At 45.8% G+C, this 20141-nt stretch carries 18 protein-coding genes and 2 tRNA genes; 16 read left to right on the top strand and 4 right to left on the bottom strand.

Annotated features, from left to right (window positions below):
- The first annotated feature begins 90 nt into the window (after positions 1-90).
- From V7O63_RS02200 to V7O63_RS02155, 10 genes are all read left to right on the top strand, one after another.
- Complete coding sequence (locus V7O63_RS02200) at positions 91-1005, top strand: ABC transporter ATP-binding protein (protein ID WP_340819756.1); 915 nt, start codon at positions 91-93, stop codon at positions 1003-1005.
- Between the two features lie 118 nt (positions 1006-1123).
- Positions 1124-1612, top strand: a complete 489-nt coding sequence (locus V7O63_RS02195) for a MarR family transcriptional regulator (RefSeq protein WP_340819754.1) — start codon at positions 1124-1126, stop codon at positions 1610-1612.
- Positions 1602-3044 carry an MATE family efflux transporter gene (locus V7O63_RS02190; protein WP_340819752.1) on the top strand — a complete coding sequence of 481 codons (1443 nt, stop codon included), beginning with the start codon at positions 1602-1604 and terminating at the stop codon, positions 3042-3044. The genes V7O63_RS02195 and V7O63_RS02190 overlap by 11 nt, the downstream gene beginning before the upstream one ends.
- Before the next feature lie 107 nt (positions 3045-3151).
- Complete coding sequence (locus V7O63_RS02185) at positions 3152-4087, top strand: CAP domain-containing protein (protein WP_340819750.1); 936 nt, start codon at positions 3152-3154, stop codon at positions 4085-4087.
- A gap of 122 nt (positions 4088-4209) precedes the next feature.
- A complete protein-coding gene (locus tag V7O63_RS02180; protein WP_340819748.1) occupies positions 4210-5397 on the top strand; it encodes an adenosylcobinamide amidohydrolase in 1188 nt (395 codons plus the stop codon).
- Between the two features lie 44 nt (positions 5398-5441).
- Positions 5442-6422: a sugar phosphate isomerase gene (locus V7O63_RS02175; protein WP_340819747.1), complete on the top strand. Its 981-nt coding sequence runs from the start codon at positions 5442-5444 to the stop codon at positions 6420-6422.
- 142 nt (positions 6423-6564) lie between these two features.
- A complete protein-coding gene (locus V7O63_RS02170) occupies positions 6565-7119 on the top strand; it encodes a winged helix-turn-helix domain-containing protein (protein ID WP_340819745.1) in 555 nt (184 codons plus the stop codon).
- 192 nt (positions 7120-7311) lie between these two features.
- Entirely contained in the window at positions 7312-8454 is a 1143-nt protein-coding gene (locus V7O63_RS02165) for a radical SAM protein (protein WP_340819743.1), read from the top strand.
- Positions 8451-9296: a DUF4130 domain-containing protein gene (locus V7O63_RS02160; protein WP_340819741.1), complete on the top strand. Its 846-nt coding sequence runs from the start codon at positions 8451-8453 to the stop codon at positions 9294-9296. Before V7O63_RS02165 ends, V7O63_RS02160 begins: the two co-directional genes overlap by 4 nt.
- Positions 9296-11407, top strand: a complete 2112-nt coding sequence (locus tag V7O63_RS02155) for a helix-hairpin-helix domain-containing protein (protein ID WP_340819739.1) — start codon at positions 9296-9298, stop codon at positions 11405-11407. Before V7O63_RS02160 ends, V7O63_RS02155 begins: the two co-directional genes overlap by 1 nt.
- A 42-nt stretch (positions 11408-11449) precedes the next feature.
- On the opposite strand, the gene hisB is transcribed toward V7O63_RS02155, so the two are convergent.
- Genes hisB through hisG form a run of 3 tightly spaced genes read right to left on the bottom strand, consistent with a single transcriptional unit; the run spans position 11450 to position 13659 of the window.
- A complete protein-coding gene (gene hisB, locus V7O63_RS02150) occupies positions 11450-12025 on the bottom strand; it encodes an imidazoleglycerol-phosphate dehydratase HisB (RefSeq protein ID WP_340819738.1) in 576 nt (191 codons plus the stop codon).
- Between the two features lie 32 nt (positions 12026-12057).
- Positions 12058-12798, bottom strand: coding sequence for a 1-(5-phosphoribosyl)-5-[(5-phosphoribosylamino)methylideneamino]imidazole-4-carboxamide isomerase (hisA, locus tag V7O63_RS02145; protein ID WP_340819736.1), 741 nt, complete (start codon positions 12796-12798; stop codon positions 12058-12060).
- 6 nt (positions 12799-12804) lie between these two features.
- A complete protein-coding gene (gene hisG / locus V7O63_RS02140; protein WP_340819734.1) occupies positions 12805-13659 on the bottom strand; it encodes an ATP phosphoribosyltransferase in 855 nt (284 codons plus the stop codon).
- Between the two features lie 270 nt (positions 13660-13929).
- Between hisG and V7O63_RS02135 the strand changes: the two genes are divergently transcribed.
- The 3 genes from V7O63_RS02135 (at position 13930) to V7O63_RS02125 (ending at position 15627) form a co-directional block, all read left to right on the top strand.
- Positions 13930-15126, top strand: a complete 1197-nt coding sequence (locus tag V7O63_RS02135; protein ID WP_340819732.1) for a methionine adenosyltransferase — start codon at positions 13930-13932, stop codon at positions 15124-15126.
- Between the two features lie 243 nt (positions 15127-15369).
- Positions 15370-15478, top strand: a tRNA-Tyr gene (locus tag V7O63_RS02130).
- A 76-nt stretch (positions 15479-15554) separates the two neighbouring features.
- Positions 15555-15627: transfer RNA gene (locus V7O63_RS02125), tRNA-Asp, on the top strand.
- Between the two features lie 1001 nt (positions 15628-16628).
- On the opposite strand, the gene V7O63_RS02120 is transcribed toward V7O63_RS02125, so the two are convergent.
- Positions 16629-17018 carry a hypothetical protein gene (locus tag V7O63_RS02120; RefSeq protein ID WP_340819730.1) on the bottom strand — a complete coding sequence of 130 codons (390 nt, stop codon included), beginning with the start codon at positions 17016-17018 and terminating at the stop codon, positions 16629-16631.
- A 215-nt stretch (positions 17019-17233) separates the two neighbouring features.
- Here V7O63_RS02120 and V7O63_RS02115 point away from each other — a divergent pair, with 215 nt between their 5' ends.
- From V7O63_RS02115 to V7O63_RS02105, 3 genes are read left to right on the top strand one after another with little or no spacing between them, the layout of a single operon-like run.
- Positions 17234-18409: a Xaa-Pro peptidase family protein gene (locus V7O63_RS02115; protein WP_340819729.1), complete on the top strand. Its 1176-nt coding sequence runs from the start codon at positions 17234-17236 to the stop codon at positions 18407-18409.
- Positions 18410-18447: 38 nt separating this feature from the next.
- Positions 18448-19344 carry a type II methionyl aminopeptidase gene (map, locus tag V7O63_RS02110; RefSeq protein WP_340819727.1) on the top strand — a complete coding sequence of 299 codons (897 nt, stop codon included), beginning with the start codon at positions 18448-18450 and terminating at the stop codon, positions 19342-19344.
- 14 nt (positions 19345-19358) lie between these two features.
- Positions 19359-20141 (top strand): hypothetical protein, encoded by a 783-nt coding sequence (locus V7O63_RS02105; RefSeq protein ID WP_340819726.1) that lies wholly within the window; start codon positions 19359-19361, stop codon positions 20139-20141.

Raw genomic sequence — 20141 nt, 5'->3', positions numbered from 1 at the left:
TATAATTACAACTGGAAGGATACAGTTGACACCACAGCTTTGTTTATAATTATAACACGGTTTATATATAGTAACGAATATAGTCCTATTGTGGAACCCGGTATAATCGAAGTTAACGGACTCAGGAAAGAATACGGCGATTTCGTTGCTGTTGATAACCTTTCTTTTTCAGTGGGAAAAGGGCAGATATTCGGCATAGTGGGACCTAACGGTGCAGGTAAGTCAACCACCCTGAAGATGCTCAGCAGTCTTATCCGGCCTACTTCCGGTAACATCTACATAAAGGGCCTGGATATCTCAAAGGACGCCGTGGAGATCAAGTCGTTCCTTGGTTTCCTGCCGGAGGAGTCTCCTCTCTATGAGGGTATGACCGTAGACGATTATCTGATGTTCTTCGCAGAACTGTATTCTGTTCCAAAGGACCGTGCAAAGAAGAGGATACGTGACCTTCTCTTTGACCTTGCCCTCAATGCCGATGGCAAGAAGATAGGTGACCTTTCAAAGGGTATGAAACGTAAGGTAGCCATAGCACGTTCACTTATCAATGACCCTGACATCCTGATATATGATGAACCGGCATCAGGTCTGGATCCCATGACCTCCCGCTATATCACGGACTATGTACGTTCACTGAAACAGTCAGGGAAGACTATCATATTCAGTGCGCACAACCTGTATCAGGTAGAGAGTCTCTGTGACAGGATCCTTATCATCAAGAATGGTAAACTGGTAACCCTTGGCAGTGCCGAGGAGATCCGTAAGGAGTATGGAAAGATCCAGTACCGCCTTGAGTTCAAGGTGGATGATATCGAGGATTACACCATCTCCGATGTAAAGGAAGCAGATGGGAACTATATTGTCATCACCAATGACATCGATGTCGTCAACCGGACAACCAAGTGGGTTGCAGTAAAAGGTGGGGACATCGTTGAGATGCGTACTATCGTTCCATCACTTGAGGAGATCTTCCTTGAACTGATGGGTGTCGAGCTTTTTGTTGACTGACTTCTTGTTGGTCGTAATTCCAGGTACTTTTCTTAGATGGATGTCTTTTTATTAGATAGTTGCATATGCAATAATTGCTAATGCAACAATATTTGATATGACCGCCAGGTGACATCCCATGACCGACACCGCCAGTAGACCGATCAGCTGTATCAACAAACATGAATCCATAGGGAGGGACATCTCTCATCTTTTCCGATCGATAAATATCTACCTTTCAAAAGAGCTGGAGCCATATGGTATCGGCAGCGGACAGTTCCCGTTCTTCATGCGTTTACTGCATCACGAAGGGGTCAGTCAGGAATCACTTGCCAGCATGTTGAGATATGACAGGGCAACTATCACCCGTTCAGTGAACAAGCTTGAGGAAATGGGTTATGTCTCAAGGAAAAGAGACCCCAATGATAAGCGTGCGTATTGTGTTTTCCTCACCGACAAAGGACGTGAGATGGAATCTGCATTGTTCAGCATCAGCACAAAGCTGAACGATGTGCTTCTCAGGGGTTTCAGTGAAGAAGAGAAAGCCATGTTCATCTCTCTGATCGGAAAAGCAGCAATGAACATTGCAGAAGAGAATGAAATAAAGAAGGCTTCAAATGATCGATAAGGACGCTAAAGGTCCCGGACCTGGCAAGACAACTGTCGGAATGAAGGCTCTGCTGGGTGACCCGAAAAAGGCTATTGTCAAACTGGCACTGCCGATGATGCTTGGCATGTCGGTCCAGACCCTGTACAATCTCGTGGATACATTCTGGGTCTCAGGACTTGGTGCCGATGCCCTTGCAGCCGTAGGTTTTGTCTTTCCGTTCTTCTTCACTATCATTGCTCTTTCAAATGGTCTTGGTGTGGGTGCCGGTTCGGCGATATCCCGCAGGCTCGGCTCCAGGGACAAGAAAGGTGCTGACAATGTAGCGGTCCATAGCATGGTCCTGATGGTCCTGCTGGCAGCTGCCTTCACAATACCGCTCTATATATTTGCAGAACCTGTCTTCGTGTTGATCGGTGCCGGAAAGACCGCCGGTATGGCGAGTTCCTATGGCCGTGTCATCTTTGGTGGCAGTATCCTTCTTTTCTTCACCAATGTAGCGAATGCGATCCTTCGCAGTGAAGGTGATACCAGGAGGGCAATGACTGCCATGATATTGGGTTCTGTACTGAACATCATCCTTGATCCGTTGTTCATATACACACTCGATATGGGTGTCACAGGTGCTGCATGGGCTACTGTAATATCCATGGGTGTGACCGCTGTTTTGATGTCAAATTGGCTCTTTTTCAGGAAGGACACATATCTTTCATTCGATCTCAAAGGCTTCGTTTTTAGAAAGGACATCCTCAGGGATATATCCAGGGTCGGCATCCCTGCTTCTGTTCAGCAGACCTCAATGGCCCTGATGATGCTTTTGATGAACGTGATCATAATAGCTGTCAGTGATACCGATGGTGTGGCAGTCTATACGGTCGGATGGCGTGTTGTCACCATTGCGATCGCTCCTCTGATAGGTGTTGCAACGGCTGTGGTCACTATGACCGGTTTTGCATATGGTGAGGGTTCATACGACAAGGTATCTTTCTCCCATATATACTCCATAAAGGTGGGTCTTCTTGTTGAGACAGGGATAGCTGTCTTTACCTTCGTCCTTGCTCCACAGATAGCTGCCGTTTTCACTCTTTCAGAAAGTGCTGCACATATCACAGATGACCTTATCACCTTCCTCAGGATAATCTGCATATTCTATCCGGCAGTTTCCCTTGGAATGCTCTCATCGGCTCTTTTCCAGGGAGTTGGAAAGGGTCTGAGTGCCCTCTTTGCAACCATATTGCGTGTCCTTATATTCACTCCTATCTTCACGCTGTTCTTCGCTTTCACCCTTGGCCAGGGACTTACAGGCATCTGGTGGGGAATGGTTGTAGGTAACATCATGGGTTCCTTTTTCATCTTTGTATGGGCCAGGATCTACGTTGGCAGGCTGTTGAGGTCAGGAAGGAATGTTGATGTTATGCATAAATTGCCCGAGCATGAGGAACTGAGGGCATAATGCCTCTTTCATTGTCGATAATTCAACTGGCGCATTATTTTAATACAATATTTATATATACTCTCTTATTTATATCCAAATAATCAACTACAGGTTATTTGGTTTATATGTCAAGAACAAGAAAAACAATTATTGTCCTGACCATTATTTTTAGTATCCTGGTCGGGATCGCAGGTGCCAGTGGTGAATATGCTGCAGAGGAGCAGGAGATGCTTGACCTTATCAATGAGGAAAGAGCAGAACATGGTCTGGCACCATTGAAGTTCAATGCTGTTTTGAATGAAGCTGCAAGTGAACATAGTAAAGAGATGATCGAAAAGGATTATTTTTCGCATGATTCCTATGATGGCACCGCTTTTTCGGAAAGGCTGATAAATGCAGGTTATACTATCAAATACGCAGGTGAGAATATTGCCATGCGATACCCTCCAAACCTTGTTGCAGCCCATGAGGACCTTATGTCATCTCCCGGCCACAGGGCGAACATACTCAGTCCTGACTATAACGAGATAGGTATAGGTATCTGGGTAGGGGAATACTCCGGTTATAGCAACGTTGCCATGTACACACAGGATTTCGGTTGGAATGATGCTGTAAGTGAACCTTTGGAGCTGATCTCTTCCAGTCCCTCAGATGATACGGTCGTGTCCGGTGTAGAGCCCATCACATTTTCAGTCACGGCAAACTATGAATGTGATATTTCCTGGTACTTTGACGAGGAGAATTTGAAGACCGAGATTGATGTGTTGTCTTCATACTTTGAGATACTTCCGCCTGCTTCCGGTACCTATCAGGTAAAGGTGGTGGCATCGGGTTCAGAAGGGGATGTATCAAGAACATGGGCCTGGACCGTCAATGAAGAGAGTTCAGGAATGAAAGGCGATTCTAACGATGATGGAATGGTAGATATTATTGATTTAGGTGCATTTGCCCGCATCTATGATACAACCACAACGGGATCTGGTGAATGGGCGGATTTCAACGATGATGGGATGATAGATATTCTTGATCTCGGTGCTTTTGCACGGGTATACAATAAGTAATGTGTACCTGTAATTCAAAAGATATTTAAGATACACGGATATACATTTTTATGTCCTGTGTATCCTTTGTCCCTTTTCAATGGATGCCCTGTCAGGACCGTGACTCAAAATAAGAGGTATCCATGACAGATAGAATCACAAACGCAGAAGACCAGGGTGGACATGAGTCCCGGGGAAATGATCAGGAAGAAAAGGATCTCCTTCTTTTCGAGACTACCGGTAAGGAGAAGGTCTACCGTCGCAAGGATTCTATCGTCCTCAGTCTGCCGGAAGGAAGGAAAGCACTTACCACATCCTGGCTTAATGGCGGATACAGGGAGGACATAAGGACCATCTTCAATCACAGGGTTCCAAAAGGTAAGCATGCTCCAAAGGAGCTGGAAGGGGGAAGCATTCATGCGTATCTTTCTATTATTGCAAAAAGACTGGGTGCGGACCCTGACACATCTTCGGGGCTTCTGACCGCTGCTAACATGGATAATGTTGCAATAGTGACGAGTTCCTTCCGTGGTGTGGAAGTGACGGCTATCATGACCGCAGGTATCGAGGTCAATGGCGGTCGTGCCGGAGACCCTGCATCTTATTATCAGGAGGACGGTTCACATCAGTTCATTCAGGGTACCATAAACACCATTCTGGTGATCGGTGCAGACCTTCCCGTCTATGCAATGGAAAGGGCGGTCATCACTGCAACGGAGGCCAAGACCGCAGCTCTGCAGCAACTCATGGCACCCAGTCGATATTCTACAGGTATCGCTACTGGTTCGGGTACTGATATGATGGCTGTGGTATCGGATGGTACAAGCTCTCTTTTGTTGACTGATGCCGGACATCATTCCAAATTAGGGGAGCTTATTGGTAAGGTTGTCATTGAGTGCACCCACAAGGCCCTTGAACTTCAGTCCGACCTCACGGTCCTCTCACAGAGGGATATGCTTGTGAGGCTTGAGAGGTTTGGTATCGATGAGGGGCATTACTGGAAGGTAGCCTCACATATGGAAGGTGATAACCGCAAGGCGACCTTTTTCAAGATACTCAGGGAATTATCCCGGAATCCAGTACTTGTCGGAGCAACAGGTTCCATCCTGCATATAGTGGATGAGATCTCATGGGGACTCATACCGGAAACTGCCGGCAGGAGGGTAGCTGTTTCTATCATGAAGGGCCTGCCAATGATGCTTGAGATGGAGGCCTCGATACCTTTTGAGGTCCTGACAGATGAGAAGGATTCCATAATCGAGAACTGGATACGTGTCACTGCATGGATGGCAAAGAACTGTAATACTGAAGGGGTCTGCAGTTCCCGATGATAGGTTCCTATCCCGGATAAGGATGTAATTTTAAAGGTGTGATCATGAAAGAACTGATGAACCTGTCCCTTTACGAGTCTGACATGGGGATGTTCGATTCTAACTGGGATCTGATAAGGAATTTCCTTGTAAGACATGATCTCGATGGTGTGGAGCTATTTGTGGATTCATCACCCCTTCCGGATATTCCGGTGGACATTATAGAAAGTGTTCATCTTCCATACTGGATGGGGCGCCACAGGGCATGGACAGACCCTTCAGCATTCTCTCAGGAGATGGAGGAGTTCGAGAAGGTCTATGTTTTCGGAGGAGGGAGCAAAGCCGAGGTCATAGATAATTTCTGTGCTTCTCTTGAGAACGCAGCTAAGCTGGATGTCTCATATGGTGTGTTCCATGTTTCCTATGCTGAAATGGAGCAGGTCTTCACACGCTGCTTTGATTGCACAGACCACGATGTTCTCCAGACGACAGCAGACTTCCTCAACGAAGCAGTCTCCAGGTATCCTGGTGGTGAACCGCCAGTACGTCTTTTCTTTGAGAACCTCTGGTGGCCGGGACTTACTTTCCTTGAGCCGATGAACGTGGAGCACTTTGCTGATATGCTGGATTTTGATAACTGGGCATTCATACTTGACACGGGACATCTGATGAATGCGACAATGCGCTGTGAAAATGAGGATTGTGCTATAGATGTGGTTCTTGATGTCCTTTCTGCTCATTCGGACGAGTTCATAGAAAAGATAGAAGGTATGCATTTCCATTGCAGTCTCTCAGGTGAGTATATGCGGAGTTCTCTGGAAATGGGGGTCCCGGAAGGTTTTGATGAAATGTCCTTTCATGAACGTCTCATTTCTACAATAGGGGTCCTTGAACAGATGGACCATCATATGCCTTTTACAAGCAATAGATGTCGTGAGATCATTAATCTCGTTTCTCCTGCTTTCCTGACACATGAGTTCATTTCGACCGATCTTTCTTCCCTTGATGAGAAGATAGCTACACAGAAAAGAGCTTTACACGGATGATATTATTCGGAATGATCCCATATATTATCTTCCCATTTTTACTCATATTTTTGTATATATTTATCTTTCACTCAAAATTGAACTGTTTACTGACTGGTTTACATAGAAACCTATATATAAGTCACAACAATTACTTCTAATTATGAGCACTAATGATAACAATGATTCTATGGACCAGGAGAACGCAGACCGTTTGAAACTGTTCAGTGCTCTTGGAAGCGAGACCAGACTCAGGATGTTGCAGAAGCTTACTGAGGGCGAGATGCATATATCAGAGCTTGCCAGGGAGCTGTGCATTTCTGTTCCGGTTGCTGCAAAGCATGCGAACATTCTGGAAGCTGCAGACCTTATTCAGCGTAAGGTATATGGCAAGACACATGTCCTGCAACTCAATAACAAGAATATTTTCCATGCACTTGATATATTCGCACCTGCAAGGACTGTAGAAGTTGAAAAAGGTGCTACTCTTCTTGAAACACTTAAGAAGGCTGCTGTTGTGGAGGTCAAGAATGTCCACGGTCAGGATAATGTCGTGTCCACCAACGGTGAAGATGGCTTCTTCATCTACGAGGTCAATGGCGAATTCTCTGATCAGAATGTCAACGAGTTCGTTTTTGATAAGGACTCCACCGTCATGTGGAAGAAACTTGAGCCAATAAGCATATTGAAAGTGAATGTGAAGATAAAAGAGGAATAGTCCTCTTACATCTATTCATTTTATATCTCCTGTCTCTTCTTTGTATTTCTATCCTCTCTTTTTTCTCTTTACTGAACTATATTGTGGACTCCCTCACTATGATGTCCTTCGTTCTCTTCGATGGCAGCCATGGATAATACTTTCACCCCGCTTGCCAGTTCCTTATATCCATGTCCTGCATATTCCTGATCGATGAGTCACAGAAATCCTGTTAATGAGCACCATATGACGCTTATGGAAAGGATGAGAGTATTGTCCGAGGGCACGAAGTATGACAGTTGCAACCAGAGTGCTGTCTGTCATGCCTTTGGACCGGATGGACGCTGCATACAGCTCTATAAGACACTGATGACCAATGCGTGCTCAGGGGAGTGTACGTATTGTCCTAACAGATGTGGCAGGGACTCTGTGCGTGCATCACTTACACCTGAGGAGATCGTGAAGATAACATGGTCCTTCTATAGAAGGAATGCAATAGAGGGCCTGTTCCTGTCATCTGGCGTAATTGGAGATGCAGAAAGGACGGCTGAGAAACAACTGGAGGTTGCAAGTCTTCTGCGCAACCAGGGCTTTACCGGTTACATACACATACGTGTGATGCCGGGTACCCCGAAGTATCTTCTTGAGGAGATCGCTGATACTGCGAATAAGTTCGGTGTGAACGCAGAGACCACCAGTTCAATGAACTATTCTGAAATATGTCCGAATTTCGATTATAAGAACGATGTACTCCAGCGTTTACAATGGACGCGTGACCTCATCAATAAGAAAAGACGTGAGGCAGGTTTCAGGGGAAGGATAATAGGTGCCAACGACACGCAGTTCGTAGTGGGCGCATTACAGGAACCTGACAGGGAGATCATAGGGACTGTCGAGAGGTTCATGGATAAATACGAACTAAGGAGGCCTTATTTCATGAGCTTTGACCCGGTTCCGTTCACTCCTCTTGAGAACAACGAGGCATCACCTCTGTGGAGGGAGGTGAGGCTGTATCAGACATCCTATCTTTTGAAGGATTATGGTCTGACCGCACGCGACCTTGACAGTGTTCTTGATGACAACGGATTTCTGCCTGATGCAGACCCGAAGATGCTACTTGCCTCATGCAGTCCCGATATGTTCCCTGTGAATATCAACACTGCAAGCAGGGAGGACCTTCTCAGGGTACCGGGAATCGGTCCGGTGGGAGCTAACCGGATCCTTCAGTCAAGGCCTGTAAGTTCGGAAAAGGAGCTTGCACGTATGGGTGTTGTACTCGGTCGTGCACGTCCTTTCATCGAGATAAACGGAAAAAGGCAGACTAACCTGTTCTCTTTTGCAGGGGTGGGAGCATGATAGTGGCATTCAGGGAAACGGTGGAAGGTGTTCTCCTTGCATGTATGGAGGTAGCGGAGGATCCTGGATGCGAACTCATGTCTGCGAAGGACAGGGAGGATCTGCAGCAAAAGATGGATTTTTCCGGCATAGAAAAGGTCAAAGCCCTTGGTTTCAGGGGTAGTGTGGATACCACTAAGCTGACAGGGCATCTTTTTGGGAAGCAGCATCCCAGGATGTTCCAGCGAGATCCTGATGTTGAAGGATATGTATCTTTGGTGCTGAGACATAGAAGCTCAAGAGCTATAGAGCTTGTACATTTCCTGTGTTCCTGCAGGGGCAATGCTGAACTGCTTTACTCCGGGAAGAGTGCCACAGGTAAGAAGTATTATAATTACATGCGTGATGTGAGCCGTTCATATCACCGCTTATGCATGTTTGCCCGTCCGTATTCTGTTAATGGTGTGCTCACTGTGAAAGTGGAATCCCCTCATCAGATCGGTGACATGTTCTGCCGCTGGCTCGCAAGGAAGAATCCCGACCTTCCGGTCTCTGTGATAGAAGGGGATGTTGCGTGGATCGGCAATGGAGGTCATGTGGGGCTGGAGCATTATACACAGGTAGCTTCATCTCTCGCAGGAAGCCTGGAATTTGCAGACAAGTGCGATGAGGTGGATGACCTGTGGGATATGTATTATGATTCACAGTTCATCCCTAAAAGAAGGAACAAAGGTCATGCAAGACAGTTACAACCTAAGGCTTCTGCATCCATGAGCAAGATGTCAGAGAGGGATAGCTACAAGGTTGAAAGGGGAATTGCAAATTGTACATTGGATAGTTTTGCATCCCATTCGGAGGTATGATGTTAGCCGAGGTCAGAACACTACAGGACATTCCCCGTATAGGGGATAAGATGTCGAAACGCTTTGTTGAACATTTTGGAAGTGAGGGGCAGGCACTTGATGCTATACTTGCCGGTGATATCGCCAGCATCTCTGAGGTGGAAGGTATTGGGCAACGTTATGCCATCTCTCTTATACAGGATGTAGCTTCCAGGGTGGAAGGTGTGAACGTTACTGATTTCCTGAGGACAGGGGAATCCATGGATGTCTATGAGAAAATTCTTGACCTTATCAAGGAATTTGCCCACACTCGTTACTCGAAGGATAAACTGCATGTGTTCTTCCCATATCCTGCTACTAAAGCTGAAAAGATCATGGAGATCCGTAATTCTGTCACTTATTACATGGAAACGGCAACTGTCCTTGAAGGAGATGGATCTGTCGCAGAGTTGCTTCCTAAGGTATCACAGCTTAATTTCAAACATCAGTACCCTAAGGTGCGGGACAGGGTCATTATCACATCCGACCAGGACAACTATGAGTATGCGAGAAAACGTTTTGCAGGCCTTATTGATGTTCATTTCACCCGTTCTCTTTCAGAGTTTATCGATGTTTCCCGGGGATTCTCGCAGGTGATCGCCGTAGGTGATGATTATCTGGCCTTCGATTTCCCTGAGGATGTGGAGCCTGAATTCATTACTGATCTTGAGGACCTTGAGGATTTCAAGGTTATACCGGAAAAGGAGATATTCGCATTCTCCCGAAATCTGAAGTCACTGGAATCATCTATAAAGGTCGTAAGGTTGCTACGCTCCAGAGGTATCCGTTTCTTTGACAGGATGGATGATGATACCCTTGAACTGCTTGCCTCTACGTTGTCCCTGATCGATGAGGATGGGGATATTGTTCATGGGACTGATGAAGAACTGGACCGGATCACCAGCGCGATCGAAAGACTCCAATCTTCTGTTTCAGACTCAGTGGCCTTTGTCAATGATGAACTGAACTCGTGCCTTGAAAAGAGCCAGATGACGTTAAGTGGTCAGGATATGCTGAAGGTCATGAACGGTTCCATTGAACTTAAGGAAATGCTTGGTAAGACACTTCACAAGAGCTATCACTCCATTATCAAACAGGGAGTGGAGCGGATATGCACTGATCTTCAATTGGAGAAGAAAGAAAGACTGATGGTCGATTCTCTTTTCCCGGAAGATATCACACATCCTGCAGAGGCCGATGTTGATAGCCTCACCGCTTTGAAGCATTATCTGGATAAAAAGGCCCGGAAAAGGAAATTCGACCATAAGCGTGATGTTTCTCGTATACTCTCTTCTTACCGGGAGCTATCAAGGGAACTGGCTAAGGAGGTTCTTGATTTCGATGTGGGCTTTGCCATCGGTTCTTTTGCACTTGAATATGGTCTTGTCATGCCCGATATATCGGACAACACGGGAATCGGCTTCAAAGGCGGAAGGAACCTTTTCCTGCTTTCCAGGCATGGTGATGTGATACCAATTGATTATTCAGTGGGTGAGAACAAGTTCAGCCCGGAAGATGAAACGAGTAAGGTAGTCTTGTTGAGTGGTGTTAACTCAGGAGGTAAGACATCACTTCTGGAACTTCTGGCACAGAGTATTATCCTTGCACATATGGGCTTCCCGGTACCTGCTGAGGCAATGGAACTCTCTCTTACGGATTCTTTTTACTACTTTGCCAAGTCAAAGGGAACTCTTGATGCAGGGGCATTCGAGACAACACTTACTGAGTTCTCAGTTGTTGCCGATGAATCTGAAAAATTCGTGCTGGCAGATGAACTGGAATCAATAACCGAGCCAGGTGCCTCTGCAAAGATCATGGCGGGTATCCTGGAAGTGCTTAGTGAGAACAGTGGCACAATGTCCATATTCGTATCCCACCTTTCAGAACAGATCATGGAGAACACGACGTGCGACATAAGGGTGGACGGGATCGAGGCAAGTGGACTCGATCCAGAACTGAATCTGATTGTTGACAGGAGTCCACGCTACAATTATGTTGCAAAGAGTACTCCTGAATTGATCGTGGAGCGTCTATCCCGGAAGACAACAGGAAAAGAACAGGTTTTCTATGATAAATTAAGAAGTAAGTTCTGATTAAGGCACTATATTAAAAAAGTAAAATTATAAAGTAAATGATCAGAGCACACCTTTTGTGCTCTTGATTCCTTCTCCTTCGATGATGGCAGCTCTCCTGAATGCATAGGCGAATGCTTTGAAAAGAGCCTCTATCTTGTGGTGGTCATTGTCTCCATAGACATGGGCATGCATGTTTATCTTTGCATTCTGTGCGATCGCCTCAAAGAAGTGATCAACCATCTGGGTACTGAACTCCCCTACTTTGGGAGCCCGGAACTCCGCATCCATGACGAGATAACTGCGTCCACCCAGGTCAAGTGCTACGGTCGCAAGTGCCTCATCCATGGGGATGCGTGCTTCTCCGAACCTTGCAATGCCTGCCTTGTCACCAAGTGCTTCTGCGATCACCTGGCCAAGGACGATTCCAGTGTCCTCTATGAGGTGATGGTCATCAACTATGAGATCACCGATGGCCTTGATAGTAAGGTCGAAATTCCCATGTTTTGTGAATGCGGTGAGCATGTGGTCAAAGAAACCGACCCCTGTGCTGATGTCTGCAATCCCCTTCCCATCAAGGTCCAGCTCGATACTGATGTCGGTCTCGCTGGTCTTTCGTGATATGCTTGCTTTTCTCATGGGTGCACCTGTTTCCTGATATTTCTGTCCTTTTATACGTCAGAACTGATAATATTTATTGCTTCTGGAAGTGTGAACTTTCCGGTATATAATGCACTGCCTACAACCACTGCCCTTGCACCTGTGTTCTTCAATGCTATGAGGTCATCAAGACCAGTAACTCCACCTGATGCTATCACGGGGATGTTCACTGATCTCACCAGTTCTTCAGTGGGCTTTGTGTTCACGCCCTGAAGTAGTCCCTCGTTGTCTATGTTGGTGAAAAGGATACTTCCTGCTCCCAGCTCTTCGAACTGGATCCCCATTTCAACAGCTGTGAATTCGGACTGTTTCTTCCATCCTTCTATGGAGACCTTTCCGTCCTTTGAGTCAAGTGCAACATTGATGTGTTCGCTGCCAAAAGCATCGGCAAGTTCCTTCACAAGCGGGGGGTTGTTTATGGCGGCTGTGCTGAGTATGACCCTGTCCACACCGAGTTCCAGCAATTCGGCTGCGTTCTCAAAAGAGCGGATCCCTCCACCTACCTGGATCTCCATGCCAAGTGGCTTGCATTCTTCGACTATCCTCTTAATGATGGGTGCATTCTTGCGCTTTCCTTCTATGGCACCATCAAGATCTATTAAGTGCAGGGTCTTTGCACCCTGTGACACCCAGTCCTTTGCCACTGCCACGGGGTCATCCAGTGAGATCATCTCGCTTCCCGGAACTCCCTGAACAAGCTGTACGCACTTGCCGTTCCTCATATCAACGGCAGGAATTACTTCAAAGCTCATGCTACCTCAGGGCATCATTCTCTCAATAGGCACTACAAGTACGTCCTTTGCACCTGCTTTCTTGAGTTCGTCAACAGTTGAGAATATGCTTTCGGCATCGACCACAGCATGTACTGCAAGTATGGAATCATCGGATTCCACTTTCATGACAGTTGGCCCTGCCATTCCCGGAAGGACCTTCTTGACGGTTTCTAATGCATCTGCAGGAACGTTCATCATAAGGTAGCGTTTTCCTTTTGCCCTGAGAACACTTTCCACAGCTGTCTGGATCTGCCCGATCTTGCCGTTGTTCTCATGTGTCTTCTTGTTGGCAATAAGATATACTGATGATGTGAATACCGTCTCTATCATCTTGAGATGGTTGGTGACAAGGGTGGTGCCTGAACTGGAAATATCAACGATCGCATCAGCAATTCCCACATGTGGTGTCATCTCGCATGCACCGCTTACCTTTATAACTTCAATGTTCACTCCGAGATTCTTGAAGTACTTGGCCGTGATATTTGGGAACTCTGTGGCAACGCGCATCCCTTCCAGGTCCTTTGCAGAGGAGATGGATGATTCTTCCGGCACGGCCAGAACAAGATTTGCTCCACCGAACTTCAGGTCAAGCAATATCTCTACATCGGACTCGGTCTCATCTATAAGATCAAGGCCTGTGATGCCCACATCTGCGGCACCGTCCTGGACATACTCAGGGATATCTGCTGCCCTTGCAAAGAGGTACGTGATCTCAGGGTCGGTGGTCTTGGCAAAAAGTTTCCTTCCTCCTCCTTCAAGTACAGGGAGACCTGCCTTTTTGAGAAGGGCTACAGTGGGCTCGTGCAGACGCCCTTTATTAGGTATTGCAATACGTATCATGTGGATCCTTCAGTGAATTAAGTAATATAATATAAGTGTCAATTGAACGTTCTTCCAAAGACATTTATAGCATATAGGTTTCACGCTGTCCTGGTATTCGTTCAATTTATGTATTGGAAAACCATTAATTACTGCAAGTAATATTATTAATAGAAATTATTATATAACTTGTAAATAGTCTGTATAGCGAAGGATACATAATAAACCTTAATTATCTATTCTTACCTTTCATTTGTCACTTAGTGATTTCCAGAGAATAAGAGGATTAATATGATTCGAAACATCAAAGTCGAACACCTGACCGAAACGCCGGTGGAAAAACAGCAGATTGAGCTTGTTGAGAGAAAGGGTGTAGGTCACCCTGACAGTATCTCTGACGGTCTTGCAGAGGCGGTAAGCCGTGCATTGTGTAATGAATATGTGGAAAAGTGTGGTGTGGTTCTCCACCATAATACAGATGAGACCCAGATAGTGGCAGGACGTTCCAATCCGCAGTTCGGAGGCGGAGAGGTTATTCAGCCTATATACACCTTGCTTGTGGGAAGGGCAACCAAAGAGTTCGAAGGTGTGGAGATCCCTGCAGAATCAGTTGCTCTCAAGGCAGCAAGGGATTATATCAGGAACACTATCGTGGATATCGACCTTGAAAGTGATATCATAGTCGACTGTAAGCTTGGTACCGGTTCATCTGATCTCAGGGATGTTTTCCAGAGGGACAGGGTCCCTGTAGCAAATGATACATCATTCGGTGTAGGTCATGCTCCTTTCTCAGAACTCGAACAGATCGTGCACGAGTCCGAGAGGCAGCTCATCACAGACCTTAAGAAGAAGATCCCTGGTATCGGCACTGATATCAAGGTCATGGGTCTGAGGGACAATGATGATATCAATCTTACAATATGCTGTGGTATGGTGGGCAGGCATGTGGATGACATGGACCACTACATCAATATCAAGGAAGAGATGGCAGATTACGTGACAGACCTTGCTCTTAAGCGTACTGACCGTAATGTAAAGACCTTCATCAACGCAGCTGATAATGAGAAATGCGATTCCGTGTTCCTGACAGTGACCGGAACTTCTGCTGAGATGGGTGATGATGGTTCTGTGGGCAGAGGTAACCGTTGCAATGGTCTGATCACTCCTAACAGGCCAATGAGCATGGAAGCAACCAGCGGTAAGAACCCTATCAACCACATTGGTAAGATATACAATCTGCTCTCTACCCAGATGGCAAGGGATATTGTGAAAGCTGTTCCAGAGGCTCAGGATGTCTATATCAAGCTCCTTTCACAGATCGGTCAGCCAATAGACCAGCCACTTGTGGCAAGTGCTCAGATCATTCCTGAGGATGGTGCGAACTTTGCTTCTGTAAGGGCTGAGGCCGAAGTTGTCATTGATGACTGGCTTGCTGATATCACCAAGATCACCAAGATGGTTATCGCTGGTGAACTCGATACATTCTGATCCTTTCTACTAAGGCTGCCCCAACTTTGGGGTTGCCCCTTCTATTTTTCAAAATTTCTTCTCATTCTCTGCCTATTTCAGCGAAGACTCTTCTCTTTTGTCGTATCGTTCTGCTGCTCTTTGTTCTCTCCTTTATATGCTCTTCTGCAAGGATGCACTTTACGGCGAAAGAGATAAGTATGATTGCGCGTATTCAAGTGTTGCATCGCACGGCAACGTCGTGCGGAAGCATGATTTGTAAGACCCGCTTTAACTCAGTTGGTAGAGTGCGCGGCTGTAGTTTGGTTCATGTGACATGATCACATTACGCGCAGGCACCGCGATGTCCCCGGTTCGAGTCTGGGAGGCGGGACTTTCAAAATCATGAAAAGCCTTATATACAAGAACCTCCTTTTAGGGGTGCTCAAAGGCGTAATTCATCCGCAAGTGTCCGAATAGTGTAGAGGCCTATCATGGAGCCCTGTCGAGGCTCCGACCCGGGTTCGAATCCCGGTTCGGGCGCTAAATTCTTTTTCCCGGTTTATCCGGGTTTTCTCTTCTTTTTAATTTAATGAACAAGACTAGTTGTATTCAGATCTGCTTTTGTCTGGAGTTATTCTGTTCATTGGGTTTGTTAACATTTGATATGGGGACATCTGTTATCCGTTCTCTCCTGTCTTCGGCTAATTCTCTCATTACTCTCTGTGATGTAATACTCCGTATTCATGGATATTATGTTAATACTGCCTTCTGATGTGATATTGTGGTTCCCTCTTCAATATGAGAACATATACAAAGTGCATATAAAATATTACAAAACGAATCATTCGTAACATTAAAATATGATCCTGCCTTTACTATGGCTTAGACAGGTCGGTAAGAGCCTACGATTATTCTAGCGTTCTCCTAAAGCTACTTCAAAAAATGAAACCCCCTCTAAAGTTGGATCTTCTCCGGCGCATCCGATCTGTCATTTCTGACAAAGAAGTCATATGATCATGTTTGTGGATATTTACTCTTCTTCTATCTATGCCGCTAATTCCGGGGCAGTTCCCGGCAAAAAGAAATCTATTTATATTATTCAGTTGTTTTTGCAGACTGTTATGTTCACTCGTTCAGGTAGATCAACGGCTACAAAACTTATGCTTCTTGTATCAGTATATCTTGTACTGATGTTATCTATGGCTCTGTTCTCAGCTATTATCAGATGAAACTTCCAGATGGTATCCTTCGTTTCGTTTCAGGCACATCAAACACCTTTTTCATTCTTCTGCATCTTTTAACAATTCCATACCTGTGTTTCTGGCAGAACATATGATCAGCTGAAACAGAGCTTAACATTTCATATGTTTTCTATGGACACAGTGTCAGGGAGAATAGTAAAATGTATCATTGAATTAATGATGCCAGAAAAGAACAGTTGACAAGGGTAATTGAAAAAATAGTGGTGGATTTTGCCATCCGTTTTTAGATCTCGTTTTTAAAACGTTTTATGATCACGTTTTTGTTTGCTTTCATTTTTCTTAGATGGGCATTGTCTGTATGATTTGCAGCAAACTGCATTCCATGAAAATGACCATCAGGTTGTTTACCACCAGGAACAATCCTACCAGCACAATGCACTTCCTTGACATTACCCACAGAAGATCCATCCATCGGGAACCGGATTCCTTAAGCATTCTGTAATTCCAGTATACGATTGCAAGGAACAGGACCTTCAGGACCAGCAGAGAGCCAACACCATAGTTCTGCATAATAATGGCCAGGAAATCATTTTCCTCGAACCCGTAGTTCAAGGCGTGGGCTGTTGTAAGGAAATCTCCCAGTACATAGAACACAATGACATACTTGATATCCATCAGGAAATCAGAGATGTTTGTCAGTTGTGAATTGTAAAGGGCTGTGTTGTGCATAATAGTAGCATTTCATGGAGCTGTATATAATTAGAATGTATTAAAATCACTTTTTTATGTACATGTTATGTAGTTAAATGGACTAATATCTCAATGGGTATGTACATGAATCCGGGAATACTTGAACAGGACAGATGTTTTCTTAGATTTCCTGCTTCGTATTCAGGGTTGTACATCTGATAACAATTTTGTACTAGTAACTACTAGATAATATTATGACCTCATCAACAGTTCCCATAGATATTTCTGCTGAGCTGGAAAGCCACAGGTCAGATGTGTATCTGATGGTAGGGAATTCGAACAATGCAGACATCTTTTATGCTACTCATTTCTCCGCTTCGGACCGGTTTGCATATTTCCAGACAAAGAATGGCAATGAGACCCTTCTGATATCTGACATGGAGCGTGGAAGGGCAGAGCTTGAATCAAGGGTCTCGGATATTCGCACGTTGCAGGACCTTGGCTACAGGTCAAAGGTAAATGAAAGAAAGGACCCGACACTTGCTTATTGCGACTGCATTGCGGAGGTTTTACAAAAAGAAGGTGCAAGACGGGTTGCAGTGCCAAGGGATTTTCCATATTACATTGCACAGACCCTCAAGGAAGAGGGCTTCTCCATCGAGGCCATCAAAAGTCCTTTCCTGCAGTTACGTTCCAAGAAGGCTCCCTCAGAGGCGGAGGTTGTGAAAAAGGTACAGAATGCCTGTAATACTGCAATGGAAGCGGCTGTTGAGATGATAAGGAAGTCAGAGGATGTTGAAGGCATCCTCAATTACCGTGGTTTTGTCCTGACATCCGAAATGATACGCAAGGAGATCGATCTGACCCTTCTTGAACATGGGTGCGAGTCGGACAGCACTATAGTTGCCGGTGGCACGGGGTCTGCGAATCCTCACTGGGAGGGACAGGGTCCGCTCAAGGCCAATGAACCTGTGGTCATAGACATCTTTCCCCGCAGCAAGAAGGAGCGATACTTCGCAGATATGACAAGGACCGTTATCAAAGGTGACCCTTCAGAGAAACTTGCAGATATGTATGAGGCCGTCCTTGAAGCACAAATAGCTGGCATCGAAATGGTCAAACCTGGTGTCAAATGCAGTGATATCCATAACAAGGTATGCGATGTGTTCAAGGAGAAAGGTTATGACACTACAAGAGAAGGTTCCACGGTTGGTTTCATCCATTCCACAGGACATGGTGTCGGACTTGAGATACACGAGCTTCCCTTTGTAGGTAATAGCGATGTTGAGCTTGAAGAAGGCAATATCATTACAATAGAACCGGGATTATACTATCCTGATGTTGGCGGCATACGCCTTGAGGACCTTATCCTTGTAACATCGGATGGTCATGAGAACCTGACGGAAATGGAAAAGAGATTTGTATATTAGTTCCGGTACAGATTATAATATATTCCAGGAGATTTTGAATGACTGACAAAGTTCAGAAGATAGAAGAGATCATTGGCAAATATGTCACAGCAGGAAAGATACTCTCACAGGTAAGGAGTGAGGCAAGAGACAGGATAAAGGTAGGTGTCAGTCTGCTTGAGATCGCAGAGTTCGTGGAGAACAGGGCAATAGAGCTTGGGGCTGATGGCTCTGCTTTTCCGTGTAACATATCCCGTAATAACGAGGCAGCACACGCAACCCCGCTTGCAGGCGATACAACTGTATTTGGCGAGGATGTGATCAAACTCGATATTGGTGTCCATGTTGATGGGTACATTGCAGATTCTGCCATTACTATCGACCTTTCGGGTGACTACAAGGACCTCGTCAAAGCTTCTGAAGCAGGACTTGAGGCGGCTATCGATACAGTAAAAAGTGGAGTGAACACTGCAGATATCGGTGCTGCCATAGAGGATGCGATAGTTTCCCATGGTTTCAAGCCTGTGGGTAACCTCACCGGACATGGTCTTGCACGTTATATTCCTCATGCACACCCGAGTATCCCTAATATAAGGATTGGAAAGGGTGTTGACCTGAAGGCCGGTGACTTTATTGCCATAGAGCCTTTTGCCACGGATGGCGCTGGCAGGGTAGTGGACGGTTCTCTCACTGAGATCTTCCAGTTCATAGGCAAGAAGCCTGTACGTTTGCCTGCGGCAAGGGTCCTGATGAAGGAACTTGAACAATACAGTACTCTTCCGTTCGCAAAGAGGTGGCTCAAGAGCCCTAAGCTTGATTTTGCGCTTATGCAGCTTGAAAGGGCTGGCATCGTACATTCATACCCCGTTCTCAAAGAAGCAGGTGGTGGAATGGTCTCCCAGGCAGAGCATACGGTCATTGTCACAAAGGATGGATGCGAAGTCACTACCAGATGAAAGAGTAACGGAAAATGGGGTGCAGTCAGTTGAATATCAGGCCATTGGCAATGCTTATCATAGTGTTCTCAATGCTATCTCTCCCGGCAAGTGCTGATTATGAGTGGAGCAACGAGATCACTGTAGGGACTGACGATATGGTGTGGGAATATATGGAAAAGTATTCCGATGACAGGTCGGTGATATTCAAGGCCTTCATAGATGCAGAGTTCGGTGACAACGATGATTTTGTCAGTGCGTGGGAACTGCTGAAGGCCGAAGTTAAGACCAGCGGCTCATTCAGGGAAGCCATAGAGGATAATATGGATGTGATGATCGATAATTCTTCAAGGAACGTAACTCTCCTGAACGTTGAGGCCAGCATGTCCCCTGAACTGCTGGGTCCTGTGAACAAGAAGGATGACATAGTCAATAATTACCAGACATTCTACGATTTCAGGACACCACTTACCGAAGATGGTTCAAGCATATGGTTCCAGGGGGAACCGGATACTCCGGTCAGACTGAACATTCCCTCTGAACTTGAGTTGATATCCGTGGAAGGCATTGACAATGAGTCTGTGGAAGAGGATGAGGATGGAACCCATATATCAGGAGAGTTTGGTTTCACCGGTGAGGTGACAGTCCATTTCTCAGTAACGGAGCCGGAAATTCCAGAAGCCGATGAGGATGAGACTGCAATAGCTCCTTCTTCCGGACAGGAAGATGATGCTTCTTCCTTCCTTGAAAGGATCTTTCCGGGAATCACTGACGGTCTCCTTGAAAAATTGAGGTCCGATACATTTAAGAGCTTTTGA

Source organism: Methanolobus sp. WCC4 (genome assembly GCF_038022665.1).
Lineage (GTDB): Archaea > Halobacteriota > Methanosarcinia > Methanosarcinales > Methanosarcinaceae > Methanolobus.
This window is presented reverse-complemented; position numbering and strand designations above follow the sequence as displayed.

Coding starts and splice junctions, on each gene's coding strand:
- V7O63_RS02195 (WP_340819754.1), top strand. CDS start 1,124: ATGACCGACACCGCCAGTAGACCGATCAGCTGTATCAACAAACATGAA.
- V7O63_RS02190 (WP_340819752.1), top strand. CDS start 1,602: ATGATCGATAAGGACGCTAAAGGTCCCGGACCTGGCAAGACAACTGTC.
- V7O63_RS02185 (WP_340819750.1), top strand. CDS start 3,152: ATGTCAAGAACAAGAAAAACAATTATTGTCCTGACCATTATTTTTAGT.
- V7O63_RS02180 (WP_340819748.1), top strand. CDS start 4,210: ATGACAGATAGAATCACAAACGCAGAAGACCAGGGTGGACATGAGTCC.
- V7O63_RS02175 (WP_340819747.1), top strand. CDS start 5,442: ATGAAAGAACTGATGAACCTGTCCCTTTACGAGTCTGACATGGGGATG.
- V7O63_RS02170 (WP_340819745.1), top strand. CDS start 6,565: ATGAGCACTAATGATAACAATGATTCTATGGACCAGGAGAACGCAGAC.
- V7O63_RS02165 (WP_340819743.1), top strand. CDS start 7,312: ATGAGTCACAGAAATCCTGTTAATGAGCACCATATGACGCTTATGGAA.
- V7O63_RS02160 (WP_340819741.1), top strand. CDS start 8,451: ATGATAGTGGCATTCAGGGAAACGGTGGAAGGTGTTCTCCTTGCATGT.
- V7O63_RS02155 (WP_340819739.1), top strand. CDS start 9,296: ATGTTAGCCGAGGTCAGAACACTACAGGACATTCCCCGTATAGGGGAT.
- hisB (WP_340819738.1), bottom strand. CDS start 12,025: ATGAGAAAAGCAAGCATATCACGAAAGACCAGCGAGACCGACATCAGT.
- hisA (WP_340819736.1), bottom strand. CDS start 12,798: ATGAGCTTTGAAGTAATTCCTGCCGTTGATATGAGGAACGGCAAGTGC.
- hisG (WP_340819734.1), bottom strand. CDS start 13,659: ATGATACGTATTGCAATACCTAATAAAGGGCGTCTGCACGAGCCCACT.
- V7O63_RS02135 (WP_340819732.1), top strand. CDS start 13,930: ATGATTCGAAACATCAAAGTCGAACACCTGACCGAAACGCCGGTGGAA.
- V7O63_RS02120 (WP_340819730.1), bottom strand. CDS start 17,018: ATGCACAACACAGCCCTTTACAATTCACAACTGACAAACATCTCTGAT.
- V7O63_RS02115 (WP_340819729.1), top strand. CDS start 17,234: ATGACCTCATCAACAGTTCCCATAGATATTTCTGCTGAGCTGGAAAGC.
- map (WP_340819727.1), top strand. CDS start 18,448: ATGACTGACAAAGTTCAGAAGATAGAAGAGATCATTGGCAAATATGTC.
- V7O63_RS02105 (WP_340819726.1), top strand. CDS start 19,359: ATGGGGTGCAGTCAGTTGAATATCAGGCCATTGGCAATGCTTATCATA.